Origin of the sequence: Pedococcus ginsenosidimutans (genome assembly GCF_039544395.1) — a bacterium.
In the GTDB taxonomy this organism is placed as follows: Bacteria; Actinomycetota; Actinomycetes; order Actinomycetales; family Dermatophilaceae; genus Pedococcus; species Pedococcus ginsenosidimutans.
The window spans coordinates 92,455-116,377 of sequence record NZ_BAABLO010000013.1 but is presented as its reverse complement, the minus strand read 5'-3'; the positions used below and the strand labels follow the sequence as shown (position 1 = coordinate 116,377).

General features: G+C 73.8%; 23 protein-coding genes. 12 read left to right on the top strand and 11 right to left on the bottom strand.

The genetic code is table 11. The features are described from left to right. The first annotated feature begins 43 nt into the window (after positions 1-43). Together ABEA42_RS17470 and ABEA42_RS17465 are read left to right on the top strand one after the other, a co-directional pair. Entirely contained in the window at positions 44-1,579 is a 1,536-nt protein-coding gene (locus ABEA42_RS17470; RefSeq protein WP_345505157.1) for a ubiquitin family protein, read from the top strand. 7 nt (positions 1,580-1,586) lie between these two features. Then, on the top strand, positions 1,587-2,378 hold the full coding sequence (locus ABEA42_RS17465; protein ID WP_345505156.1) for a hypothetical protein: 792 nt from the start codon (positions 1,587-1,589) through the stop codon (positions 2,376-2,378). 30 nt (positions 2,379-2,408) lie between these two features. Here the strand turns inward: ABEA42_RS17465 and ABEA42_RS17460 are convergent, their stop codons facing one another. From ABEA42_RS17460 to ABEA42_RS17425, 8 genes are all read right to left on the bottom strand, one after another. Continuing rightward, entirely contained in the window at positions 2,409-2,867 is a 459-nt protein-coding gene (locus ABEA42_RS17460; RefSeq protein ID WP_345505155.1) for a hypothetical protein, read from the bottom strand. A gap of 4 nt (positions 2,868-2,871) precedes the next feature. Then, positions 2,872-3,618, bottom strand: coding sequence for a hypothetical protein (locus ABEA42_RS17455; RefSeq protein ID WP_345505154.1), 747 nt, complete (start codon positions 3,616-3,618; stop codon positions 2,872-2,874). Then, on the bottom strand, positions 3,615-4,556 hold the full coding sequence (locus ABEA42_RS17450; protein ID WP_345505153.1) for a hypothetical protein: 942 nt from the start codon (positions 4,554-4,556) through the stop codon (positions 3,615-3,617). Before ABEA42_RS17450 ends, ABEA42_RS17455 begins: the two co-directional genes overlap by 4 nt. 162 nt (positions 4,557-4,718) lie before the next feature. Beyond that, on the bottom strand, positions 4,719-6,176 hold the full coding sequence (locus ABEA42_RS17445; RefSeq protein WP_345505152.1) for a WXG100 family type VII secretion target: 1,458 nt from the start codon (positions 6,174-6,176) through the stop codon (positions 4,719-4,721). Continuing rightward, complete coding sequence (locus ABEA42_RS17440) at positions 6,176-7,579, bottom strand: S8 family peptidase (protein ID WP_345505151.1); 1,404 nt, start codon at positions 7,577-7,579, stop codon at positions 6,176-6,178. The genes ABEA42_RS17445 and ABEA42_RS17440 overlap by 1 nt, the downstream gene beginning before the upstream one ends. A 29-nt stretch (positions 7,580-7,608) precedes the next feature. Further along, a complete protein-coding gene (locus ABEA42_RS17435) occupies positions 7,609-8,241 on the bottom strand; it encodes a hypothetical protein (protein ID WP_345505150.1) in 633 nt (210 codons plus the stop codon). Positions 8,242-8,391: 150 nt separating this feature from the next. Next, positions 8,392-8,670 (bottom strand): WXG100 family type VII secretion target, encoded by a 279-nt coding sequence (locus ABEA42_RS17430; RefSeq protein WP_345505149.1) that lies wholly within the window; start codon positions 8,668-8,670, stop codon positions 8,392-8,394. Positions 8,671-8,673: 3 nt separating this feature from the next. Beyond that, the gene (locus ABEA42_RS17425) at positions 8,674-8,973 is read right to left on the bottom strand and encodes a WXG100 family type VII secretion target (protein ID WP_345505148.1); all 300 of its coding nucleotides are present in this window, start codon (positions 8,971-8,973) and stop codon (positions 8,674-8,676) included. Between the two features lie 215 nt (positions 8,974-9,188). Between ABEA42_RS17425 and eccD the strand changes: the two genes are divergently transcribed. From eccD to valS, 5 genes are all read left to right on the top strand, one after another. Further along, a complete protein-coding gene (gene eccD, locus ABEA42_RS17420) occupies positions 9,189-10,541 on the top strand; it encodes a type VII secretion integral membrane protein EccD (RefSeq protein WP_345505147.1) in 1,353 nt (450 codons plus the stop codon). 144 nt (positions 10,542-10,685) lie between these two features. Continuing rightward, positions 10,686-11,579, top strand: coding sequence for an LPXTG cell wall anchor domain-containing protein (locus tag ABEA42_RS17415; protein WP_345505146.1), 894 nt, complete (start codon positions 10,686-10,688; stop codon positions 11,577-11,579). 136 nt (positions 11,580-11,715) lie between these two features. Next, positions 11,716-13,056 (top strand): type VII secretion protein EccB, encoded by a 1,341-nt coding sequence (gene eccB, locus ABEA42_RS17410; RefSeq protein ID WP_345505145.1) that lies wholly within the window; start codon positions 11,716-11,718, stop codon positions 13,054-13,056. 5 nt (positions 13,057-13,061) lie between these two features. Continuing rightward, entirely contained in the window at positions 13,062-14,294 is a 1,233-nt protein-coding gene (locus ABEA42_RS17405) for a S8 family serine peptidase (protein ID WP_345505144.1), read from the top strand. Positions 14,295-14,367: 73 nt separating this feature from the next. Then, complete coding sequence (valS, locus tag ABEA42_RS17400) at positions 14,368-16,989, top strand: valine--tRNA ligase (protein WP_345505143.1); 2,622 nt, start codon at positions 14,368-14,370, stop codon at positions 16,987-16,989. Here valS and ABEA42_RS17395 read toward each other — a convergent pair. The 3 genes from ABEA42_RS17395 to ABEA42_RS17385 form a co-directional block, all read right to left on the bottom strand. After that, positions 16,920-17,621 (bottom strand): hypothetical protein, encoded by a 702-nt coding sequence (locus tag ABEA42_RS17395; protein ID WP_345505142.1) that lies wholly within the window; start codon positions 17,619-17,621, stop codon positions 16,920-16,922. The two genes, valS and ABEA42_RS17395, sit on opposite strands and share 70 nt — an antisense overlap. A gap of 87 nt (positions 17,622-17,708) precedes the next feature. Then, positions 17,709-18,308 (bottom strand): maleylpyruvate isomerase N-terminal domain-containing protein, encoded by a 600-nt coding sequence (locus tag ABEA42_RS17390; protein ID WP_345505141.1) that lies wholly within the window; start codon positions 18,306-18,308, stop codon positions 17,709-17,711. Beyond that, positions 18,305-19,336: a sigma-70 family RNA polymerase sigma factor gene (locus ABEA42_RS17385; protein WP_345505140.1), complete on the bottom strand. Its 1,032-nt coding sequence runs from the start codon at positions 19,334-19,336 to the stop codon at positions 18,305-18,307. Before ABEA42_RS17385 ends, ABEA42_RS17390 begins: the two co-directional genes overlap by 4 nt. 302 nt (positions 19,337-19,638) lie before the next feature. Between ABEA42_RS17385 and ABEA42_RS17380 the strand changes: the two genes are divergently transcribed. Genes ABEA42_RS17380 through ABEA42_RS17360 form a run of 5 tightly spaced genes read left to right on the top strand, consistent with a single transcriptional unit; the run spans position 19,639 to position 23,882 of the window. Continuing rightward, positions 19,639-20,376: a DUF4129 domain-containing protein gene (locus ABEA42_RS17380; RefSeq protein ID WP_345505139.1), complete on the top strand. Its 738-nt coding sequence runs from the start codon at positions 19,639-19,641 to the stop codon at positions 20,374-20,376. After that, positions 20,373-20,873, top strand: coding sequence for a hypothetical protein (locus tag ABEA42_RS17375; protein WP_345505138.1), 501 nt, complete (start codon positions 20,373-20,375; stop codon positions 20,871-20,873). Before ABEA42_RS17380 ends, ABEA42_RS17375 begins: the two co-directional genes overlap by 4 nt. Beyond that, the gene (locus ABEA42_RS17370) at positions 20,873-21,886 is read left to right on the top strand and encodes an AAA family ATPase (protein WP_345505137.1); all 1,014 of its coding nucleotides are present in this window, start codon (positions 20,873-20,875) and stop codon (positions 21,884-21,886) included. Before ABEA42_RS17375 ends, ABEA42_RS17370 begins: the two co-directional genes overlap by 1 nt. After that, positions 21,883-23,295: a DUF58 domain-containing protein gene (locus tag ABEA42_RS17365; RefSeq protein ID WP_345505136.1), complete on the top strand. Its 1,413-nt coding sequence runs from the start codon at positions 21,883-21,885 to the stop codon at positions 23,293-23,295. The genes ABEA42_RS17370 and ABEA42_RS17365 overlap by 4 nt, the downstream gene beginning before the upstream one ends. Then, a complete protein-coding gene (locus ABEA42_RS17360) occupies positions 23,292-23,882 on the top strand; it encodes a hypothetical protein (RefSeq protein ID WP_345505135.1) in 591 nt (196 codons plus the stop codon). The genes ABEA42_RS17365 and ABEA42_RS17360 overlap by 4 nt, the downstream gene beginning before the upstream one ends. Positions 23,883-23,923: the final 41 nt, after the last annotated feature.

Sequence of the window (23,923 nt, the reverse complement as noted above, 5' to 3'; positions counted from 1 at the left end):
GGGGAGTCCGCTGGGGAGCGACGCGAGAAGGGGAGGGCCGAGGGTGAGTGACGAGTCGTCGCACCGTATCTCGCTGCTCGCCGACGACCGGCGCTACGACCTCGTCGCGCCGGCCAACGCGCAGGTGGGCGACCTGCTCGCCGCCCTGGGCATCGCCCCGCGCAACAGCCCCTATGCCGTGGCCACCCCGGCCGGGCGGGTCATCGCCCTGGGCGAGGTCCTCGGCGACGCCGTGCCCGAGGGCACGCTCCTGACGGTCATCCGGGCCACCACCCACGAGGTGACGCGCGACGTCCTCAACCTCGACCGCTCGGCCGTTGCCGGTGGAGCCCGGTCCCCCGAGGGCCAGGGCGGCCGCTACACGCCGCCGTCGGAGGCGACCATCGCCCGGCGAGAGCTGAGCGAGGTCACCCGGCGCCGCGACGAGCTGGCCGTCCCGGTCGAGTCGGGCGCTGCGGCGCCGGTGTCCACGTCCCCCGCGGTGACGACGGCTCCCGTCGCCACCGACACCCTCCTTCGCTGGTCTGGCGCCGGCCTGGCCGCGGTCGCCGTCGCGCTCCTCGGGACCGGCGCGTTCCGCGACCACTCGACGCCGGACGTCGTCCTAGCCGCCGTCACCGCGGGGGCTCTGTTCCTCGCGGGGCTCGCCCTGGCGACCGACGCCGACGGGTCCCCCGCCGCGCGGCTCTCCCGGCTGGCCGCCCCCGTGTTCGGCTTCGGCGCCGGGCTCGCCCTGCCCGTGGCCGACTCCCCCAGCTCCGGGCGCATCGCCGTGGTCGCCGCCTGCACCCTGGCCACCACCTTGGCGGGGGTCGCCCGCATCACCGGTGGCCCGGCCGACCGGGCGTCCCGCGCGGCCCTGACGACCCTGGCGGGGGTGGGGGCCCTCGGCGTCGTCGGTGTCGTCCTGGGGTGGCCGGCCTACGCGGTCGCGGCGGTCGCTGCGGGCCTCGTCCCGGCAGCCACCCGGCTGCTGCCCTCTGTGGGCTTCGAGGTGCCGGACGAGCAGCTCGTCGACGTCGAGCGGCTCTCCACGACCATCTGGACCGCCCGCGAGCAACGACGGGGGCGGTTCCGCCGGCTGCGGCCCACCGAGATCGACGGCGTCTTCCTCGCGGCCCGCGAGACCGTGGCGGCCGGCACGGTCTGGGCCTGCCTGGTCGCCCCGGTGGCCCTCGCGGTGCTCGTCGCCACCCCGGGACGCTCCGCCTGGTCCGCCTGGGGCGCCGTCGGCCTGTGCGGCGCCGTGACGACGTCCATGGGCCTGCAGTCCCGCACCGTCCGCGACCGACTCCCCCGCTTCGCCCTCCTCACCGCCTCGGCCGCGGCAGCCCTGCTCGGCACGTATGCCGCGGGGCAGCGGCTCGGCACCGGCGCCGGTCTCGGGCTGGTGCTGTCCGCCGTCGTCCTCGGGGTCGTGGCCATCGCCTCAGCCATGGCCCTGGCCCGGGGCTGGCACTCGACGCGCCTCTCCCGCCTCGCCGACATGCTCCAGGGCCTCGCGGTCGTGCTGAGCCTGCCGACAGCGGCCCTGGCTGCCGACGGGTTCGAGGCCATGCGACGGATGACCTCCGGGTGAGCGCGACGTGAGCAGCGACGGACAGCCCCTGACCCGTACGACGGACGACAGCCCCGACCGATCCGACAGGGCTTCGGCGGCCGACGGCGCTGCCGGCACCACCCGGGGCGGCGCGGCCGAGAAGCCCTACCGCGGCATGCGGCTGTGGGGCCGGGTCCTGCTCGTCCTCGCGGCCCATGCGACGCTCTTCGCCGCCACCTGGTGGTCGCTGCACCCGCGAGTGGGCGACCACAACACGGTCCCGGGGCGCGTCAACCTGCTGCTCACCGCAGCCGCCGCGGTCGTGTTCTGGCTCGTGCTGCTGCAGGTCAGCTCGAAGGTGCCGTTCAAGGCCCTGTGCGTGCTGTTCCTCCTGGTGCCCTTCGCGACGTTCCTGGTCCAGTACGCGGGCTTCCGGCTGTGGACCACCGAGGTGGTGCAGACCCGCGGGGAGGTCGTCGTCACGCAGTCGGACCGGTTGTTCAACGGCTCGAGCCGTGTCTGGGTCCGCGACGCAGAGGGGGCCGAGACGACGGCCTGGTCGACCATCGGCGAGCGCGGCGTCAACGACTACACCTTCGCCACCATCGCCGTCGGCCAGCGCTACCTGCTCACCGAGGACCCCACGGGGCTCTCGGTGCCCAGGATCCAGCCGCTGGGCTACGACCCGGCGGACTACCGCGACGACGCCTGGCGCTGGTCGGCGGTCGCGCTCCTGCCCGTGCTGCTCACCGAGGCGGCATGCGTGTCGGCGCTGACCCGGCGCCGCAGCCAGCTCGAGGCCATGGACGACAAGCCGACGCGGCGCCGCACCGCCTGACCCACCGCACCAGCGGCGCGGCCAGGCGGGTCAGTCCAGCGTCGGCAGCGGCCGCGCCTGGATGCGGGCGACCTGCTCGCGGATCTCGCGCAGGTGGGCCTGGGCCGCGCCGTACGCCACCTGCAGGTCCTGCGCCGAGTCCGCGTCGCTGTCGAGCTGCTCGCGCTGGTACTCCGCGATGGCCTCGGTGTGCTCGGCGGCGGTGCGGCGCAGGTTCTGCGCAGCGGTCGAGTCGTCCGCGCCCAGGGCGATGGCGCCGGGCGAGGTCTCCCCGAGGTCGATCCGCCGCTGGATCTTCTGCCAGTCGGGACCGAGCTCGCCGGCGCGCGCCTTCTTCGCGCGCTCCTCGTCGCCCTCCTCCGCCTTGCTGAGGTAGTCCTGGTGCTCCTTGATCGCCTCGCGGGTCTCCTTCTGGATGTCCTCGGAGATGCTCTGGATCTCCCCGAGCATCGCCCGGACCTGGGCGATCATGCGGTCTGCCTCGCTCATCTGCTCACACCCCGAACTGGTTCCTGGCCGCGCCGTCCATGTGCGTGGCGTTGATGGCGGCTGCGGTGCCCGCGACCGTGGCGAGCGCGACCTTGATCGCGTGCATGATGTTGATGACGGCGTAGATGGCGTCGATGGCCTTCTCGATCGCGTCGAGGACCCTGCGCAGCAGCGTGATCGCGCGGTCGAACTTGGACCAGAAGCTGCGGATGTGGATGGCGATGTCGGCAGCACCGACCAGCCAGCCCACGACCGGCACCGACGCCTCGATGACGAGGCGCTCGAGGATGTCGCTGAGGAACGAGATGAGCGTCCCGATCCCGAGGGCCGCCGACTTGGCCACCTCGATCAGGCTGCCCGTGAGCTCGCCGATGAGGTCGCAACCCTCCGAGTACGTCGTGTAGTTCTTGCCCAGCGTCACCATCTGGGTGCGGAAGGCGTCAGCTGCCTCCCCTTCCCAGACGTCGAGGGTGTTGGTGCTGAGCGCGGTGAAGTTCTCGCCCACCCCGGTGCACATCTTGCCCGCGATGCCCCAGCCGGCCTGGGCCTGGCCCATCAGCCCCCAGTCGCCGCACAGCGGCTTGACGAGCTCGTAGACGGGGTCGACGTTGAACGCCGACCGGCAGAACCCGAGCAGGTGCCCGATCAGGAAGCCGCAGCTGGACTCGAACTCCTCGACGAAGTCGTCACCGGGCGGCACGGTGGGCGTGCACATCAACGACGACGGGTCGACCTTCTCGACGACGCTCACCACGTGCCTCCCTTGTCCTTCGTGGCCCACTTGATGGCACCGTCGTTCTTCGGCCCGGCCTCTGCCTGCCGCACGGCGTTCTGCTGGTCCTCGACCTCGTGGAGCCGGTCCCACGTGTCGTGCAGGCCCTCGGCCTCGCCCACGACAGCCCCGGGCAGCTGGAGCACCTTGGTCGCGGTGCCGAACCGGCCCGCGTCCTTGTCGGTCATGGCCCCGGCGGCCGGGCTGCGCGAGCCGCGGTCGTCCTCGCGCCCGGGGAGGTGGTTGCGGGCCCAGTCCTGGCCGTTCTCGTAGGCCTCGCGCTGGCGGCGCCGTAGCTCGTTGCCCCGCTCCGTGGCCGTCATGCCGTCCATGCCGTGGGACCAGTCGTTGAACCGCTGGGTGATCTTGCGCTGGATCCAGTACTTCGGGTCCGTCGCGTCGGCCAGGTCGTGGTCGCGGTCCTTGACCTTCCACAGGTTCTTGACGTTGCTGTGCAACGGCTGGGTCAGCTTGTCGCCGGTGCCCACCCAGTCCTTGAACTGCTTCATGAAGTCGAACGGCCCACCGCCCTTGCCGCCGCCCCCGGGGCCCCCGATCGGCGCACCGGGCTGCACGGTGCCTCCACGCGGCGCCTCGTACGGTGCGTTGATGCCCTGCTTGGCGGCGATCCGCTCGTAGGCGGCACGGTCCCTGGCGACGAACGTGCTGCGCGTCGCGGCGGTCTTCTCCGAGCAGACTGCGGCGATGGTCGCGCCGTTGGACATGCCCTGCGTGCCGGCGTCGTACGCCCCCCGGTAGTGCCCCTCGAGGAGCCCGAGGACGCCTGTGAAGGCGCCCTGGGCCCCGCAGTTGGCCCGGACGAAGCTCCCGACGCCCTGCATGTGGGTCTGCTGCCGGTCGAAGACCTGCCCGATGAGGTCCATCTGGGCGATCTCGACCTTGATCTGCGGTGCCATGCGTTACTCCCCCTGTCTGTCCAGCCCTGTCTGTCCAGCCCTGTCTGTCCAGCCCTGTTCCAGCCTTGTATCCAGCCCTGTGCCGAGTCCGTGTCCAGCCCGTGTCCATCCCCGGAGCGAACCCCGTGACCAGCCAGGCCCGCCGGGCCGGCGCCGCCTGCCCTACTCCCAGACGGAGTCGCTGGCCTCGGCCTCGTCGTACCAGTTCTCCTGGTCCTCGTGGGTGAGGAACTCCCGGTCGCGCTTCTCCTCCTCCGAGCCGCCCCGGCCCGAGGCGCCACCGGCGCCCACGGCGCCACCGCGCCCACCACGACCGGAGGCAGCCCCCGAGCCGCGGCCACCCGCGGCAGAGCCCTGTCCACCGCCGACGACCGACGTCCCGCTGCGACCACCCTGGGCGCCGTCGAGCTTGGGCACGCCGTACTTGCCCGACGCGGACGCGCCGCTGAGGGTCGAGCCGCGGCCGCCCGCACCCGACGCACCGCCACCGCCCGCGGGGACCATGCCCCCGCGGCCGCCCGCACCGCCGCCGGCCGGAACGGCTCCCCCGCCGGCGCCCGTGCCCCCGGCCACCGCAGAGGTGCCGCCGAGGCCGCCGAGCGCACCGCGGGCCGCTCCTCCGGCGGCTCGGGTCGCGGCGGAGAGGCCGCCGCTACCGCCGCGCAGGGCGCTGAGGCCCGCGCCGCCTGCGACCATCCCGATGCCTCCGACCGCACCGGCCAGGCCCGAGCTGCCGCTCACACCACTTTGGCCGCCGAGGCCGGCGGCGGAGGTGGTGCCGTTGACGGTGCCGGACGGGACGGAGCCCGAGACGGTGCCGTCGACGCTGGTCGAGTAGTCGTAGTCGACCGTGCCGTGGCCGTCGTAGGTGCCGTCGTCGGGGATGATCTGGGGAAGCGTCGGGTCCTGCGTGACGGGCTCGTACCCGGTGCAGGTGACCGTCGGGGTGAAGCCCGTGGAGCCGATGGTCGGCACGGGCCCCGCGTTGCTGCCGGAGTACCCGGTCCCGCCGGTGCCACCGCCGGACGGCACGCCGCCTCCACCGCCGGATCCCCCACTGCCGCCGCTGGGGGGCAGCGTCGTGCTGCTGCGGTTGTAGTCGTCCTTGGCGTCGACGGGCAGCGCCTGCGTCGCGACGGCCATGTCGACCTTGAGCTTCTTGAGGGCGGCCTCGGCAGCCGCCTCGCGGGCTGCCTCCTGCTGGGCGACCGCCGCGTCGTAGGCGCCCTGGTCGAACTTCTTGCCGACGGGCCCGGAGCCGTCGAGGCCCTCCTGCCGCACGTAGGCCTGGCGGTCCGGGGACGTGTCGACCGTCTCCACCTGGGTCGCCAGGGCCGTCTGCGCGGTCTGGACCGCGGTGTTGGCCGAGGTGAGCGCGGTGTTGACCTCCCGCAGGGCCTTGGCGTGGTCCTTGAGGTTGGTCACCAACGTGTCCATGGCGGCGTAGGCAGCCGTGGCGCCCTCGCCCTCCCAGTCCATCGAGAGGTCGTTCTTGGTCGACTTGATGCTCTCGACGAGGCGGTCGATGTCATCGGCGGCGAGGTCCCACTCCTGGGCCTGCACCCCGATGTCCTTGGCTGCCTGGTTGATCTTCCTGAGCTCGGCTTCCTTGGCGCCCATCAGCTCTCCTCCCCTGTTGTGTGCACCGGGGTCGTCCCGGCTCCCCTGCGACTGACTGCGACTGCGCCGCCCACGGCGGCGACGACGAGGACCGCGAGCAGGACCCACACCCATGCGGGCATGCCCTGGTCGGGGGTCGTCTGGTCCTGCGTGCTGCCCTGCGCCTGGGTCCGGCCCGGCGCTGTGGTGCGGCTGCTGCTCGACGCCGTGGCGGTCGGCGTGGACGACGCCTGCCCGCCCCCGAGCGCCCCGGCGGCGACCTCCTGCGCCGTGGGGCCGACCGGGTGGTCGGCCCGCAGCAGCGGGTTGGTGTCCGGGTAGGTCGCCGGGTCGACGCCGACGAGGTCGGCCGGGTCGAAGATGCCCCACCCGAAGCCGGTCCTCGACGCGTCCTGGATGGTGGGGAAGCCCGAGCCGACGCGCCGGTAGGCGTAGATCCAGCCCTTGGTCCCGTTGGTGCTCGTCCCCTGGCGCATCCCGGGGTGGCGCAGCGCCGCCTGCAGGACCTGGTTGGCGGTGGCGCGGGGGTACTTGGACCAGTAGGCGGCGAGGCCGCCGGCCACGAGCGGCGCGGCGTACGAAGTGCCGTCGACGAGCGCCCCCTGGCCCACCCAGGTGCTGCCCCGGTGCTGGCCGAGGACGAGCCCCATCCCGGGGGCGCAGAACGCGATGCCGTAGGCGTGGTCGTTGGCGCCGCGGGGGTCGAGCTGTCCCTTGCGGTCGCAGCCGTTGACGGCCACGACCCCGTTGTAGCCGGCGGGGTAGCTGAGGAACCCGTCGCCGGTCGCGGCGACCACGATGGCACCGGCGTGCTGCGCCATGAGCACCGCCTGCTTGGTGTCGTCGTCGGTGCCGCTGCCGCCGAAGCTCAGGTTCACGACCTTCGCCCCGTCCTTGAGTGCCTGCTTCATCGCCGGGAGGATCGCCTCGGTGGCGTTCTCGTCGACCGACAGCTGGCACCGGTTGGGGTCACCCACGCCGAGGCTGTAGTGGCGCAGCGTCACCTTGGGCGCGATGCCCCTGACGCCCGGGGTGCCGCCGGACGAGGCCCCGGTCCCCACGATGACCTGCGCGATCTGGGTGGCGTGGTCGGCGTCCTCGCCCGTGGCCGTGGCCTTCTGCTTGCAGGGCGTGGCGACGGAGGCGACCTTGCCCCTGACGTCTGCCGCGTTCGGGTCGATGGTGCCGTCGAGGACCGCGACGGTGATGCCCTGGCCGGTGGCCCCTGCCTTCGCGAGGTCGTCGAAGCCCATGGCGGACGGCCACCACGGAGCCGGGTTCGCCGCCCGGGCGCTGGACGGCGCCAGCGCCGACCCTGGGGTCGCCAGCACCGGCGCCGCGAGCAGGCCGAGGCCGACTGCCGCCGCGAGGGCGGGTCGCACGATCCGGCGGGTGGGTGTCACGGGTGGTGCCTCCTGGTCGGGGACGTCGGTCAGCGAGAGGCCTGGAAGGACTGGTCGCCCTCCGGGGCGGCCGGCGGCCCCCCGGGGTTGACGAGGTTGTCGCCGCTGGTGTCGGTGCTGGCCGGCGGCACGGCGTTGTCGGTGCCCTGTGCACCCGACCCGCCGGACGCGTGGTCGGCACCCGCGCGGTTGGCGTCCTGCGTCGCCTGCTCCTGGAGCCGCTCGGCGTCGCGGGCCTCCTGGGTCTCGTTGGCCTTGGTGTTGCGTTCGGTGCTGTGCAGCGCCGGCTCGGCGTTCGGGGCGGCCAGGGCGGCGAAGACCTCGCCCGCCTGGTTGTCCCGGTCCTCGAGGTGCTTGGCCACCTGGAGGAGCTTGGCCTGGTAGTCCTTCACGTCCTGCTCGATGCCCTGGAGCGTCTCCTCGTAGATCTTCTTCGCCGCGGCGTACACGGAGCCGAACTCACGGCAGGAAGGGATGTCGGAGAACGAGGACGCGTCCAGGGTCGTCCCCACGACCTTCGAACGGCTCGTGCTGGCCTTGTCGGTCCAGTCGGCCCCGCGGTTGTGGGCCAGCGTCCGGATGATCTCGAAGTCGGCCTTGAGCTTGCCGTTGGTGTAGCGGTAGCCCTGCAGCTGCTGCCTGTCCTCGTAGGGCAGTGCCATGTCTTCTCCCCCTGGTCGTGTCCCGTGGGCCCCCTGTGGCCTGCGGGCAAGTCTGCTGGTGCGTGTCGTGGCCGTCGCGTCGGGCCAGTGGTCGCGGCACGTGCCGGAGCCCGCGGGGTGCGGGCTCCGGCACGACCGTGGCGACTGGACCTACTGGAACAGGCCGGCGGACTTCTTGTCGCCGTCCCGGTAGTCCTCGTTGCTGGTCTCGACGGCCTGGCCGATCTCCGCCAGCACCTGCTTCATGTCCGTGATGGCCTGGGTCCACTTCTGCTTGGCCTGGGTGTAGGCCTCCTTGGCAGAACCGTCCCACTCGCTCTTCAGCGGCGAGAGCGCCTGGTCCATGTCGTTGAGCTTGCTCTCGATCTTGCCCGCGCCCTGGGCGATGTCGCCGGCAGCTGCGCTCAGTCCTCCGTGGTCAACCAGCATGGCTCACATACCCCCGTACTTGTTCTTCATGGCCGACGCGGCGTTCTCGTCACGCTCGGTGAAGGTGCTCTGCGTCTGGCGCAGGTTCTCCTCGAACGTGGACAGCGCCGCGATGATCTTGTGCGAGTCCTCCTTCCAGCGGGTGAAGGTCGCCTGGAACGACGAGGCGCCCTGGCCCTTCCACTGGTGCTGCAGACCCTGCAGGCGTCCCTCGAGGGACTTCAGCTCACCATCGAGCTGACCCCTGTAGTCGCTGACGATTCCGGCGCCTTTATTGAGTACGCCATCTCCAGCAGCAAGCATGGTGCCTCCCAACTTCCACTTGTGGCCCCCCGTCGGGGCACGCTTCTCCCACTCGTGACCTCATGGGACCGGACCTGGAAAGAACGTCCCCCCGAGGTCCGATTTGAGAGAGTAGCAACGTTTGGTATGGCGCAACATGGGGAGAACTCCCCCCCTATGCTGCGTGTCGGCCCCCACCGGGGCCTTCGAGACATTTCGTCACCGGGAGGGGCCTCGTGACCGTGAGCACCGGCAGCACTGGCAGCAGCACCGCTTCGCTCATCCGACTGTCGGTCACGGCGGGAACCCGCCGGGCCGACCTCGGGCTGCCCGGCGGCATACCCGTCGCCGAGCTCGTGCCCGAGCTGGCCCGCGAGCTCGGGCAGCTCGACCCGGGCACCGCGAGCCGGGGCTTCAGGCTGGTGCGCCACGACGGCATGCCGGTGGAGCCCGACCGCAGCCTTGCCGCCCAGGGCATCGAGGACGGCTTCGTGCTGTCCCTCGAGCCGGCCGGCGACCCGGTCGAGCTCAAGGTCTACGACGACGTCGTCGAGGCCGTGGCCGACCTGGTCGAGTCCTCGTTCGCCCCGTGGACGCCGGAGAACAGCGCCCGTACCGCGCTCGGCGCGGCGGTGGCCCTGTTCACGGCCGGCGTCGTGGCCCTGTTCACGGCCCGCACCACCGGCCTGCTGGTCGTCGGGGTCGCGGGTGCGGTGGCCGTCCTGCTCGTCGTCGCGGCGGCGGTCCTGTCCCACGCCCGCCGCCAGCCGATGTCCGGCGCCGCCCTGGCGCTGGTCGCCTGCCTGTACGCCGCGGTGGCCGGGTTCGCGGTGCCTGCCGACGGCAGCGTGTGGGCCGAGCCGCTGCTGTTCGCCGGGGCCACGACCACCCTCATCGGCGCCCTGGGGCTCGCCGTGGTCCGCGACCACCGCCCGGCTGTGGCGGTCGGGCCGACCACCGGCCTCGTCATGGCCGTCGCGGGGGCGCTCGTCGCCTACGCGGGCCTGCCCGTCGGTGGCGTCGCGGCGTTCGTCCTCGCCGTGGCGGTCATCGCCGGCAACCTGATCCCGTGGTTCTCGGTGTCCTCGAGCCGGCTCACGACGCACCCGCCGCGGACCGAGTCCGAGATCTTCGCCGACGCCCCCGCCGTCGACAGCCGGGCGGTGCGCCGCCAGGTCGTGGCCGGGCACGACCTGCTCCTCGGTCTCTCGGTGTCGGCCGGGCTGGTGTCCCTGCTCGCCGCTCCCTTCGTGGCGGCCGCCGGGTGGGTCGGCACCGTCCTCGGGGCCGTCGGTTTCAGTGCGGTCCTGCTGCGCACCCGCCACAGCCGTACGCGGGCGACCGTCCTCGTCGCGATGGTGGTGGGCATCCTCGGCCTGGCCGTCGTCGGAGTGAGCGCCGCCCTGAGCCACCCGGACTGGCGCCCGCTCATGGGTGTGGCGCTGGCCGCGGCCGCAGCGGTCGTGGTGGGGCTCGCCCTGGTCGCGCCCCGCGCCCGGGTGCGGCTCGGCCGGGTCGCGGACGCCGTCGACGGGGTCTGCCTCGTGGCCGTCCTGCCCCTCGCGGCGCTGGCCGCACACGTCTTCTGAGGCACCCCGGCCCGGGGTCGAATCCAGACTCTTGGGGTTTATGTGCCACTCCACGGCAATTCCCCTAGAATCGCTCGCGACTCGCCCCGGGGGCGAACCAGGGGTAGGCCAGTCCACGCACGACATGTCCAGGGGGACCCACACGTGAACCACACTCGGCGCACGCTTGCGCTCGTTGCATCTGTCCTGGCCGGTTCCGGCCTGGTGCTCATCGGCCAGCAGTCGGCCCAGGCCGAAGGGGCCACGCCCTGCGTGACCACGACGATCGCCCCGGCCGCGCTCGCCACGGCGACGGCAGCACCGTCCGCGGCCGCGGACGCCGCGTCCCTCGAGGGATCGGTGGACGCCGCCACTGCCGACAGCTCCGCCGCAGCAGCTCCGCAGGCCTGCGCCCCGTCGCCGGCCGCCACGGCCGAGGCCACGGCCGAGGACGCCCCGGACAACCCGCTGTGCAACCTGCCCGGGCACCGCCTGTGCGTCGAGCTCCCCACGACGATCCCGGACCTGCCCACCGAGACCGACACGTCCGGCTCGAGCACGACCCAGCCGACGGACGACCCGTCCACCACGACCACGACGAGCTCCGCCCCGACCGGCACCGGCCCGGTCGTCCCTGACCCCGGCAACGGCGGCGGGAACAACGGCGGCGGCAACTCCGGCGGTGGCAACTCCGGCGGTGGCAACGGGAACGGCAACGGCAACAACGGGGGCGGGAACGGCAACGGGAACAACGGCGGCGGCAGTGCCCCGACCGGCACCTTGGGCACCGGCCCGGTGGCCGTCGAGGGCAACGTCGGCAGCCGTGACAACTGCGGCGCCCTCGAGTGCGCCAACCAGGACTACGCGGACGCCGTCGCCACCCGGACGCAGCAGAACGCCGCGGTCCCGTCGGCAGCGGCCGCCGGGTCCTCCTCCCTCGCCCGGACCGGTTCCGACATCTCGACCATGGGCACCTACGCCGGCGGCCTGCTCATCGCCGGGGCGCTGCTGCTCGGCGCCCGTCGCCGGCTGGTGCCGGGGTACGCGCGCCGGCACTGACCGGGGCGCACCCCGAGCCCACCGACGGCACCACCGGGTGGCCCGTCGCGTCGACGGGCCACCCTCACCACGCACCCGGATCCACCCCTAGGGTGTCCCGGGTCGGACCAACCACCGCGAAAGGCAGGAACCGGGCGTGGCCACGAAGAAGGATCTGGTCGAGGCCCAGGCCTTCAGCCGGCGCAGGCTGACGACGGCTTTCGTCGCGGGGGCCCCGGGCGGCCGCGAGGTCGAGCCCCAACGGCCCCTGCGCGCCATCGTGGGTGGCATCGCGGTGACCGTGCTGCTCGGGGTCGCAGGGCTGGTGACCGGTGCGCTGAAGCCCAGCCTCCCCAACGGCTGGGACGACAACCACCTCGTCATCGCGAAGAAGAGCGGCGCCCGCTACGTCGCCATCAAGAAGACGCTCTACCCGGTCATCAACACCACCAGTGCGCGGCTGCTCATCGCGGCCGGCTCGTTCGACGTCGTGACCGTGGACGACGACAAGATCGCGACGACGCCCCGGGGCGCAGCCATCGGCATCCTGGGGGCACCCGACTCGCTGACGCCCTCGGCACGGCTGACCCGCACCGGCTGGGTGTCGTGCCTCGCGCAGGACGGCGCGACCCGGACCGTCGTCGACCCCACAGCGAAGAGCACGGCGGCAGCCGGTTCGGCCACGGTGGTCACGACCGCCGGCGGTGTCTTCGTCGTCACGGGGCAGACCCGCCTGCCCGTCGCTGCCGGCGCAGCTGCCTCCGTGCTGCGCCAGCTGCGGCTCGACGCCTCGACCCCCATCCCGGCGCCGGCCTCCTGGACCAGCCTGTTCCCCCAGGGCCCGACGCTCGGGCCGCTCACCATCCCCGACGCGGGCAAGGCCCTCCCCGGCCTGCCGCCCGGCGCCGTCGTGGGGTCCGTCCTCGCGGTCAAGGACAGTGGCGAGACCCCTCGCCGCTACGTCGTGCTGCCCTCCGGGGAGCTCGCGCTGCTGTCGCCGTTCGCCTACGCGCTCTACCAGATCGGCACCGGCCAGAAGATCGGTGCCGACCTGCAGGTGACCCCGGCCGAGATCGCCGCGCTGAAGACCACCGACCGCTCCATCGTGCCCTCGCAGTGGCCGGAGCAGCTCCCGCAGGCGCTCGACGCCGCCCCGTGCGCCACCCTCACCTCCGGACCCAACACACTCCCCCAGACCGCGCTCAGCACCGCGCCGAAGGTCGAGCCCGGCGACGGCCGCGTCACCGAGGTCGCCGCGGGGTCGGGAGCCCTGGTGCGGGCGATCGGCGACAACATCATCAACCGCGGGCCGGTGCTGGTCGTCGACCAGACCGCCACGGCCTACACCGTGGAGGGCGGCGACGACGTGCTGGGCCGCCTCGGCTACTCCGCCAAGGACGTCGTGCCCGTCCCGCAGCCGTGGGTCGACCTGTTCCGCTCCGGTCCGACGCTCAGCGTGGCCGCCGCCCAGGGCGCCATCTCCACCGGCTCCAAATGACGCCCGTGACCCGTCGCCCCCGGCTCGGTCGAGCGCTCACCGGTGGCATCGCCGCCGCACTGGTCGCCGGCAGCGGACTCGCGGTGGCCACCGCCTCCCCCGCCGCCGCGGCGCAGTGCACCGACGACAAGACGGTCTACGTCAAGGAGGAGCCGCCTGCCCTGCAGCGCCTCAACGCGCGGTACGCCTGGACGCTCGCGACCGGCAAGGGCGTGACGGTCGCGGTCGTCGACTCGGGCGTCGACGCCCGCAACGCCCACTTCAAGGGCGCCCTCACGGCCGGGAAGTCGTTCGTCCCCGGCCTCCGGCCCACCACGGACGCCGTCGGCCACGGCACTGCCATCGCCGGCCAGATCGCCGCGCGGGTCGTCTCGGGCTCCGGCGTGATCGGGCTGGCACCGGAGTCCAAGGTCATGCCCGTGCAGGTCTTCTACGCCGACGACGAGCGGAGCCGCCAGGACGGCGTGGGCCCGCGCCCCGACCGGATCGCCGTCGGCATCCGCTACGCCGCCGACCACGGCGCCAAGGTCATCAACGTCTCCATGAGCACCCCCACGAGCAACAACGCCCTGCGCTCGAGCGTCGAGTACGCCACGAGCAAGGGCGCGCTCGTCGTCGCGTCGGCCGGCAACCGCAACGTGTCCGAGAACAAGAGCGACGGACCCCGCTACCCCGGCGCCTACCCCCAGGCCGTGGCCGTCGCGGCGGTCGACCGGGGCGACTTCGTCGGGCAGGGCTCGATCCACGGGCCGCACGTCGACGTCGCCGCGCCCGGCACGAGCATCCTCACCACCTTCAAGGGCGCCGGCGACTGCGTCCTCGAGGAAGAGGAGGAGTCGACCAGCTTCGCGACCGCGTACGTCAGCGCGGCGGCGGCCCTGCTCGCGGAGCGCTTCCCCACCGAGGGCCCCGCAGGCTGGAAGCACCGCCTCGAGGCGACCGCCTCCCGGGACCAGCGGGCCAACCGCGACGACTCCGCCGGCTGGGGGCTCATCCAGCCCTACGAGGCCCTCACCGCCCTCACCGACGGCAGCGTGAGCGGGCCGGTGGCCCCCGGGGCGACCCGGCCGCCCGTCGCCGCGGCGCCCAAGCCCGCCCTCGACCTGCGCGCCGTGCCCGACCCGCACTCACCCGAGCGCACCGCCGCGCTGTGGTGGTCGCTGCTCGGGGTGAGCGCCCTCGTCGCGCTGGCCCTCGGCGGTGCGCTGCGGCCGGCCCGCCGGCGCCGCGCCGCCTGACCGCCCGCGCGGACCCACCAGTACCCGCACCACCGGTTGGTCAGCGCACGAACCGGGATGGGAAGATCACGCCATGACCGACGCACCCTCCACGCCGCGCGCTGCCACGATCCCCGACAAGCCCTCCATCGACGGGCTCGAGGACACGTGGTCGCAGGTATGGCGCGAGGAGGGCACCTACGCCTTCGACCGGGCTGCGGCCCACGAGCGCGGGCGCTCGGCGGTCTTCTCCATCGACACCCCTCCCCCCACCGCCTCGGGCTCGCTGCACATGGGTCACGTGTTCTCCTACACGCACACCGACTGCATGGCGCGCTACAAGCGGATGGCGGGGTTCGAGGTCTTCTACCCGATCGGCTGGGACGACAACGGCCTGCCGACCGAGAAGCGGGTCCAGAACTACTACGGCGTCCGCGGCGACGCCACGCTCCCCTACGTCGAGGGTTTAGAGCCCCCGCACCGCGGTGACGCCAAGAGCCTCAAGGCTGCCGACACCCTGCCGATCTCGCGCCGCAACTTCATCGAGCTCTGCGACGAGCTGACGGTCAAGGACGAGGAGGCCTTCGAGAGCCTGTTCCGCCGCATGGGCTTCTCGCTCGACTGGGACATCTCCTACCGCACCATCGACGACCACTCCCGGGCCACCGCGCAGCAGGCGTTCCTGCGCAACCTCGCCCGGGGCGAGGCCTACCAGTCCGAGGCGCCGGGCCTGTGGGACGTCACGTTCCAGACCGCCGTGGCCCAGGCCGAGCTCGAGGCTCGCGACTACCCCGGCGCCTACCACCGCGTCGCGTTCCACGGCGCGGACGGCCCGATCCACATCGAGACCACCCGCCCCGAGCTCATCCCGGCGGTGGTGGCCCTCATCGCCCACCCCGACGACGAGCGGTACGCCGCGCTGTTCGGCACCACGGTCACCTCGCCCCTGTTCGGGGTGGAGGTCCCCGTCGTCGCCCACCCGGCGGCCGAGCCCGACAAGGGCGCGGGCATCGCCATGTGCTGCACCTTCGGCGACCTGACCGACGTGCTCTGGTGGCGCGAGCTGCAACTGCCGACCCGTTCGATCATCACCCGCTCCGGCCGGATCCAGCAGGAGGTCCCCGAGTGGGTCGCCGGCGGTCCCGGTGAGGCGCTGTTCGCCGAGCACGTGGCGGGCCGGACGACCTTCAGCGCCCGCGAGGCGATCGTTGCCGCGCTGCGCGAGTCCGGCGACCTCGACGGGGAGCCGAAGGCCACCCAGCGCAAGGCCAACTTCTACGAGCGCGGCGAGAAGCCGCTCGAGATCGTCACCTCCCGGCAGTGGTACATCCGCAACGGCGGGCGCGACCGCGAGCTCAATGCCGAGTTCATCGCCCGCGGCCGCGAGGTCGACTTCCACCCCGCCTTCATGCGCGCCCGCTACGAGAACTGGGTGAGTGGGCTCAACGGCGACTGGCTCGTCTCGCGCCAGCGGTTCTTCGGTGTCCCGATCCCCGTGTGGTTCCCGCTCGACGACGCCGGCGACCCGGTCTACGACAAGCCGCTCGTGCCGTCCGAGGACGAGCTGCCCGTCGACCCGGCCGCCCAGGCCCCGTCGGGCTACGACGAGTCGCAGCGTGGCGTGCCGGGTGGGTTCGTCGGCGACCCCGACATCATGGACACCTGGGCCACGTCCTCCTTGACCCCGCAGATCGCCGGGCGCTGGCGCGACGACCCCGAGCTGTTCGCCGACGTCTTCCCGATGGACGTCCGCCCGCAGGGGCACGACATCATCCGGACCTGGCTGTTCTCGACGCTGGTGCGCTCACACCTCGAGTTCGACTCCGTGCCGTGGCACCACGCCGCCCTGTCCGGCTGGATCCTCGACCCCGACCGCAAGAAGATGAGCAAGTCCAAGGGCAACGTCGTCACGCCCGAGGACGTCGTCAAGGAGCACTCCGCCGACGCCGTCCGCTACTGGGCGGCCAGCGGCCGCCTCGGTGCCGACGCGGCGTACGACACCGGGCAGATGAAGGTCGGCCGGCGCCTCGCGATCAAGGTCCTCAACGCCACGAAGTTCGCGCTCTCGTTCGGGGAGGTGGACGGCGACCTCACGGCGGCGGTGACGAACCCGCTCGACGTCGCCATGCTGGCCGAGCTGCGGGACGTCGTCTCGAAGGCCACGGCCGGGTTCGAGTCGTGGGACCACACGCGTGCGCTCGAGGTCACCGAGACGTTCTTCTGGACCTTCTGCGACGACTACCTCGAGCTCGTCAAGGACCGCGCCTACGGCGGCCAGGGCGACGAGGCCGCGGCCTCGGCCCGCGCGGCGCTGCGCACCGCGCTCGACGTGCTGCTGCGGCTGCTCGCCCCGTTCCTGCCCTACGTCACCGAGGAGGTCTGGTCGTGGTGGCACGAGGGCTCGGTGCACCGCGCCGCGTGGCCGACCGTCGAGGACCTCGCCGCGGGTGAGGGGGGCGACCCGGCCGTCCTCACGGCGGTCGGCGAGGCCCTGGCTGGGGTCCGCAAGGCGAAGTCGGAGGCCAAGGTCGGCATGCGCGCCGAGGTCGCCTCGCTCGTCCTCGCCGGTCCGGCCGCGTGGACCGGCCGGGTGCAGCAGGCCGAGGCCGACCTGCGGGCAGCCGGTCGCATCACGGCGACCCCGACCTACGCCGAGGCCGAGACCCCGGAGGTCCGCGACGCCGAGCTGATCCCGGTGGAGAAGCCGAAGGCCTGAACCCGCCGCAGCCCGTCCGGCTGCACGGTGAACCAGGGGACGTCCCAGCCGGCGATGCCCAGCTGGTGCCCGGCGAACCGTGCCTCGTCCAGCGTGGTGACCTGCCCGCTCGCGGGGTCGTAGACGTCGAGCGAGCGGTCGCCGTCGCCGGGCAGGACCAGGGTGACGTGCCGGGGAAGGGTCGCGCTGCCGATGTAGAGCAGGGCGGGCTCACCGTCGGCGACCACGTCCACCAGCGAGCGGTGCGCCGCCCCCAGGGCGGCGGCCCGCAGCTGGCGGACGACGCGGAGCTCGTAGGTCGTCCCCTTGCGGGCGGCGCCGAACTCGAGCTCGGCCCGGGCGCCCCACGGAGGGGTGCCCAGCGCGTGCGGCCACGGCAGGTTGAGCCGGCCCCCGGCCCCGCGCAGCGCGTTGGTCCGTGACATCACGACCCGTTCGTAGGCAGCGAAGCGCTCCTGCTCGGTGGCGCCGGCCGGGGCATCGCCACGCGGCCCCTCCCCCGTGGTGATCCACCGCGCGAAGGCAGGGTTGACGAGCATCCGGGCGACCGTGAGGCAGGCGGACCCGCAGGTGACCGGGCTCTGCTGGACGGGCCCGGTGTCACCGACGCGCAACCGGAAACCCGAGGCCATGGCCCCATCCTCGCCGGTGGCGGCACACGGCGTCCAGCACCGGGTCAGCCACCCCGGCACCGCGGTCGGGCGGTGGGGCGAGCACGCTCAGCGCGACAGGGCAGCGGCCTCCCGCCGGCCCGCCCGGGCCAGCAGGTGCGCCTGCGGCGACGCCGACCAGGGGACGGCCGGCGGCTCCCCGAAACGCCCGGGGCGGTCCGCGTCGGTGATGTGGTCGCGAGCGGTGGGCCACAGGTCGAGGGCGAGCCCGGCCGGGACCGGGAGGTCCGCCCCCAGCGACTGGGCCACGTCCCACGCGTGCAGGGTGATCTCCAGGGCGCCGACGGCACCGAGGACCTCGCGCGCGAGCCAGGCGTGGCCGAGCTCCACCGGCCCGTCCTGCGCCGGTACCCACCGCGCGACGAGGCTGCAGGCGCGCTGCCGCACGCTGGTGAGCAGCACGTCGGCCTCGCCGTGACCGGGTACGGGCGCGAGGGCGAGGCGGGTCGCGCCGGCGGCCTCGGCCAGGGCGGCCAGCGAGTCGTCCATGTGGACGAGCAGATCGCGCAGGTCCCACTGCGCGCACGGGGTGGGGCGCGCCAGGTCGGCCTCGGTCACCCCGGCGAGGCAGCCACGGGCATAGCCGACCGCACGGTCCAGCAGCTCGACCGCCCGCGGGGCCGTGGCAGGGGCCCCGGGCAGCGTCACGGTGCCCCGGTGCCGACGACGTGGTCCGCCGGGAGCGATGCCGGCAGCCCGAAGGTGGCGAACAGGTCGGGGTCGAAGAACGCCGCCACGTGCTCCACCTGGCCGCCGCGCAGCGTGAGGACCTGGAGGTGGAACGGGGCGAACGTCCCGTCGGGCTGGCGCATGTAGAGGCCGTAGGCGGGCTGCCCGTTCGCGGTCGTGGCCACCATCGGCATGTCGTGGACGCCGCCGGGGCACTGCGTGTCGATGAGCCTGCCGATGTCCTGCGCCCCGGAGTACCACCCGGTGAACGGCGGCATCTCCCAGACGGCGTCGGCGGTCAGCATCCCGACGATGGCCTGGATGTCCTTCTCCCAGAAGGCCTTCACGTAGCGCTCGAGCATCGCCTCCTTGGCGGGGTCGAGGGTCGTGGCCATCGTGTCCTGGCTGACGTCGGCCTTCGCGAGCTGCGCGTGGGCACGTTGCAGCGCGCTGTTGACCGCCGCCTCGGTGGTGGCGAGGGCGCCGGCCACCTCCGAGGCCTTCCAGCGCAGCACGTCACGCAGGATCAGCACCGCCCGCTGGCGGGCCGGCAGGTGCTGCAGGGCGGCCACGAACGCCAGCCGGATGCTCTCGCGCTCGGCGACGATGGTGGCGGGGTCGCTGGACTCGCCGGACACGAGCGGGTCGGGCGCGGGTTCGAGCCAGGTGATCTCGCTCGACTGGGCGAGCTGGTCCCCCGGGCTGCTCGCCGGGGCACCGAGCCCGGTGGGCAGTGGCCGCCGGTCCTTGCCCTCCAGCGCCGTCAGGCACACGTTGGTGGCGATGCGGTACAGCCAGGTGCGGACCGAGGACCGCCCCTCGAACCCCTCGAACGACCTCCAGGCGCGCAGGTAGGTCTCCTGCACCAGGTCCTCGGCATCGTGGATGGAGCCGGTCATCCGGTAGCAGTGGGCGGTCAGCTCGCGACGGTAGCCGTCGGTCAGCTCCGGGAAGGCCGCCTCCGCCGGGCGTTCCCTGACCACGGCCGTGTCGTTGCTCGCCGTCATCGCATCCTCCTGGTCGGTCCCCCCTGCGCGAGCCGCCGCGCCGGGCTGTTCTCGGTCCCACCCTAGGCACGGGAGGGCCACACGAGGACAGACCCGGACCGGAACCGAAAGTCATCGGCCGGCCTCCGACGAGGTGTGGACCGGTCCCGTCAGCCGCCCGGTGGCGGCCCGCCGTGACGGGTCCGCAGGGAAGTGCCGCCGGAAGGGTCCGCACGGAAGGGCCGCCGTGAAAGATAACGAAATGTCACCCATTCCCTGCCCTTCCTGCAGACACCCGCCGAGTCTGCCTAGGGTCGAGCACCATGACGCGACGAGACCGGCTGCTCCTCGGCGGCGGCGGGGCGACCCTGCTGCTCGCCGCGTGGGTCTCCGCCTCAGGACCCGTCGCCATCTTCGCCCGTCGCGACCTGTCCGGATACGAGGCGCCGGCGCCCGGTGAGGACTACGGCACGACGCAGGCCGGCCGTTCCCAGGGCGAGAAGCTGTCCTCGGGGATCCCCGGACGGGAACAGCCGCTGTTCGTCACCGTCATGACCTGGGCCTTCGAGATCGCACTGGCCCTGGTCGTGCTGGCCGTGCTCGTGGCCGGGGCGCGTGCCCTGCGCCAGTGGTGGCAGACCCGCGACGAGCCTGCTGACGTGGTGCCAGCGGGCAGCATCCTGCCGGAGGCGGTCCTGCGCGGCGCCGAGGAGGGTGAGGAGCTGCTCGCCACCGGCACGCCGGCCAACGCGGTCGTGGCGGCCTGGGTGGCGCTGGAGTCCGCCGTCCGCTCGGCCGGCATCCGTGAGGACGACACCCTCACCTCGACCGAGCTCGTCACCACGGTGCTGCGCTCGTGGTCGGTGGAGCGGGCCCCCCTGGACACCCTGGCCGCCCTCTACCGCGAGGCGCGCTTCTCCACCCACCCGGTGGGCGAGGACATGCGCACCCGGGCCCGGGCGGCCCTTCAGCAGGTGCAGTCCGACCTGCGTCGCGTGCACGGGAGTGGCTCCCGGGACGGGGCACCGGTGCTGGCGGCACGCCGGGGCGGGCAGGCATGATCCGCAGGCTGGCCGGACTGAACGCGGGGCCCGCGGTGCTCCTGGCCCTGGCGGTCGTCCTCGTCGTCGGGGCCGTCACCACCAGCGTCCCCGCACTGTCGAGCGCCGGGCTCATCCTGGCCTGTGTCGCCCTCGTCGCCGCGATCGCGGTGCTGGTGCAGGGCCTGTGGCAGTCGCGGACCCAGACCGACTGGTCACACACCTTCACCACCCCGGCCCAGCCCCGCGGGGTCGACACCCGCCTCGGCCGTCTCGCCGGCGACGTGCGCGCCGCCTCAGCCGGTGACGCGGACGCCGGAAGGCGGCTGCACGCCGTCCTGTCGGCGCTGGCCGTGGACCAGCTGCGGCTGCGCCGCGGCCTGTCCCTCGCCGACGACCCGGACGCGGCCCGCGCCGCCCTCGGGGCCGACCTCACCGCATACCTCACGCAGCCCCCGCCGAGCCGGTTGCCCGGCGACCGGCTCGAGGCGTTCACCACCACCCTGGAGGAGCTCTAGTGACGCAGTCCACGACCCCGACCACCACCCTGGCCCTGGACCAGGTCTCGGCCCGCGCCGGCGAGATCCTCGCCGAGGTCGAGCGCGCCGTCGTCGGCAAGCGCCAGAGCCTCGAGATCGTCCTGGCCGGTGTCCTCGCGGGTGGCCACGTGCTCATGGAGGACTTCCCCGGGCTCGGCAAGACCCTCGCGGCGCGCTCCTTCGCCCAGGCCCTCGGGCTGGACTTCGCCCGCGCGCAGTTCACCCCCGACCTGCTCCCGAGCGACCTGACCGGCTCGTTCCTCTACGACCAGCGCACCCACGAGTTCACCTTCCGCCACGGCCCGCTGTTCACCGGCCTGCTGCTCGCCGACGAGATCAACCGCACGCCCCCCAAGACCCAGTCCGCGCTGCTCGAGGCGATGCAGGAGGGCCAGGTCACCGTCGAGGGCGAGACGTTCCGGCTCCCCCGGCCCTTCCACGTGCTCGCCACGGCCAACCCCGTCGAGTACGAGGGCACCTACCCGCTCCCCGAGGCCCAGCTCGACCGCTTCCTGCTGCGCGTGAGCTTCGGCTACCCCACCGCGCCGCAGGAGTGGGACGTCCTGCAGCGACGCATGGATCGGCGCCAGGAGGCGCAGGAGGTCGCCCGCGTCACCGACGCCGCCGGCCTGATCGAGATGCAGCAGGCCGTGGAGACCGTGACGGTCGACGAGGGCGTCGGCCAGTACTGCGTGCGGCTCGCCGCGGCGACGCGCACCCACCAGAACCTCCTCATGGGCGCCTCGCCGCGCGGCTCCCTCGCCCTGCTGCTGACCTCGCGGGCGTACGCCGTCCTGCGTGGTCGCGACTACGTCACGCCCGAGGACGTCAAGGCCGTGGCGCACGCGTGCCTGGACCACCGCGTCACCGTCCGCCCGGAGCTGTGGATGAACGACGTGTCGGCGGCGAGCGTGGTCGACAACGTGCTGTCGTCGGTGCCGACGCCCGCGGCGACCGGCTCCTCGGCCCGCACCGGCTTCGAGCGCCCGTGAGCGGAGCGGCTGCGTCCGGTACGGCGCACGAGCCGCAGGCCGCGGGGACCCTCCTGTCCGCGCGGTGGCGGGTGACGCCCGCCCACGTCCGCGCCCTCGGCCTGGGGGTCCTGCTCGTGGTCCTCGGCGTCGTCCTGCGCCGCCCCGACGCCCTCGTGCTGGGGGCGCCGCTGCTGGTGGTCGCCCTGTGGTCCAGCGCCCGTCGACCCACGACGGCTCCCGTGCTCAGGGTCCGCACCACCCAGCCCCTCCTGCGTGAGGGGCAGGCCACCGTGTGGCGCGCGACGCTCGAGCCGACTCCGGACGTGGAGGAGGCAGGCCTCACGCTGCTGCCCACCCCGCACACGGCGTACGACCCCGGCTCACGGTCGGTCGCCGTGGCGGTCGACAACCACTCCGCCGAGCCCGCCGTCCTGGCCGTCGCCTGCCGCAGCACCCGGTGGGGGCACCGCCGGCTCGGCCCGGCCACGGTGGCCCTGACCAGCGCGCTCGGGGCGTTCCGCTGGGAGCCCGAGCCGGTGTCCCTCCCGGCCGTCCCGACGGTCCCGCTGCCGGACAGCTTCACCGCACGGGTCGCCGTCCCGCACCCCGACGGCCTCGTCGGCCAGAACCGGTCGCACCACCCCGGCGACGGCGGGGAGCTCGACCAGATCCGGCCGTTCCGCTTCGGCGACCGGCTGCGCCGGGTGCACTGGCCGGTCTCGGCGCGCACCGGCCAGCTCCACGTCACCGCCACGCACGCCGACCAGGACACCGAGATCCTGCTGCTCGTCGACGCGATGCACGACATCGGGCGCAGCGAAGGCGTGGACGGATCGGGAAGCAGCCTCGACAACGCAGTGCGCGCCGCCGGTGCCGTCGCCGAGCACTACCTGCGCGCCGGCGACCGGGTCGGCCTCATCGTCCTCGGCGCCCGCGACCTGCCACCGGTGACCGCGGCCGCGGGTCCCAACCACCTGCGCCGCCTGCTGGACGCCCTGGCCCGGACGACGGTGGCCGACGGCACGGTCAGCGACGAGAAGCGCCTGCGGTCCCAGCTGCGGCACCACGTCTCGGCCGGCACGCTCGCGGTCATCCTCACCCCGGCGGTCTCCCCCGACGTCCTCGCCCATGCCGTCGGCCTGTCCCGTCGCGGGATCTCGGTGGTCACCGTCGACACGCTCCCGGCGGCGCTGGCGACCCCCGACATCCCCACCGAGCGCCTCGCCGACATCGCGGCCACCGCCCACGACCACCCCGCCGAGACCAGGCTGGCGTGGCGGCTGCGGCTGCTCGAGCGCTCTCGTGAGATGGCCCGTGCCCGCGAGGCCGGCGTCCCCATCGTCCCGTGGGCCGGCCCGGGCACCCTCGACCTCGTGCTGCGCGACCTCGGTCGGCGCTCGCGTGCCCCGAGGGTGGTGAGCCGGTGAGCACCCCCACCACCGTATCCACGGCCGGGCCGTCCGGCCGGCCGTCCGACCGCCTCGTCGGGCCGATGGCGCTGTCGCGGTCGCAGGCCACCGTGCGGGGGCTGCTCGTCGCCGCCTCCCTCGCCCTGGTCTGGCTCACGCTCGTCGCGGCACCGCACGGGCTGGTCGTGGCCGCCGTCGCGCTCGTGCCGCTCAGCGTGTGGGCCGCGTGGCGGCCCGAGTCGCCCTGGGCGACGGTGCTCGTCGCGGCGCTCGTCCTGCACTGGGTGGCGACCGTGCCCGTGCCGTCGGGCGCGGGCGCGTGGCTGCGGCTCCTGGCCGCCGCGTGGCTGGTGCTCACCGTCCACCTGTGCGCGGCGTTCGCCGCGAGCCTGCCGCCCAGCGCGCCGATCCCCCGGGCTGCGCTGCGCCGGTGGGCGCGGCGCGGCGCCGTCGTCGCGGCCGTCACCCTGCCCATCTGGGCGCTGGCCCTCGTCGCCGGGGAGCAGGGCGTGGCCGGCGAGGTGGGGCTCACCTACGCCGCGATCGCGGCCGCTGCCGTACTCGCCCTGGCCGTCCACCTGCTGTCGCGCGACGACCGCGGCTGACGCCGCACCTCTCGTCCCTACGCGTGAGGGGCCGCCCGGAG

Bases quoted from the DNA above. Each gene is read 5' to 3' on its own strand.
- ABEA42_RS17460 (WP_345505155.1), bottom strand. From the start codon at position 2,867: ATGAGCGAGGCAGACCGCATGATCGCCCAGGTCCGGGCGATGCTCGGG.
- ABEA42_RS17450 (WP_345505153.1), bottom strand. From the start codon at position 4,556: ATGGCACCGCAGATCAAGGTCGAGATCGCCCAGATGGACCTCATCGGG.
- ABEA42_RS17445 (WP_345505152.1), bottom strand. From the start codon at position 6,176: ATGGGCGCCAAGGAAGCCGAGCTCAGGAAGATCAACCAGGCAGCCAAG.
- ABEA42_RS17435 (WP_345505150.1), bottom strand. From the start codon at position 8,241: ATGGCACTGCCCTACGAGGACAGGCAGCAGCTGCAGGGCTACCGCTAC.
- ABEA42_RS17430 (WP_345505149.1), bottom strand. From the start codon at position 8,670: ATGCTGGTTGACCACGGAGGACTGAGCGCAGCTGCCGGCGACATCGCC.
- ABEA42_RS17425 (WP_345505148.1), bottom strand. From the start codon at position 8,973: ATGCTTGCTGCTGGAGATGGCGTACTCAATAAAGGCGCCGGAATCGTC.
- valS (WP_345505143.1), top strand. From the start codon at position 14,368: ATGACCGACGCACCCTCCACGCCGCGCGCTGCCACGATCCCCGACAAG.
- ABEA42_RS17395 (WP_345505142.1), bottom strand. From the start codon at position 17,621: ATGGCCTCGGGTTTCCGGTTGCGCGTCGGTGACACCGGGCCCGTCCAG.
- ABEA42_RS17385 (WP_345505140.1), bottom strand. From the start codon at position 19,336: ATGACGGCGAGCAACGACACGGCCGTGGTCAGGGAACGCCCGGCGGAG.
- ABEA42_RS17380 (WP_345505139.1), top strand. From the start codon at position 19,639: ATGACGCGACGAGACCGGCTGCTCCTCGGCGGCGGCGGGGCGACCCTG.
- ABEA42_RS17375 (WP_345505138.1), top strand. From the start codon at position 20,373: ATGATCCGCAGGCTGGCCGGACTGAACGCGGGGCCCGCGGTGCTCCTG.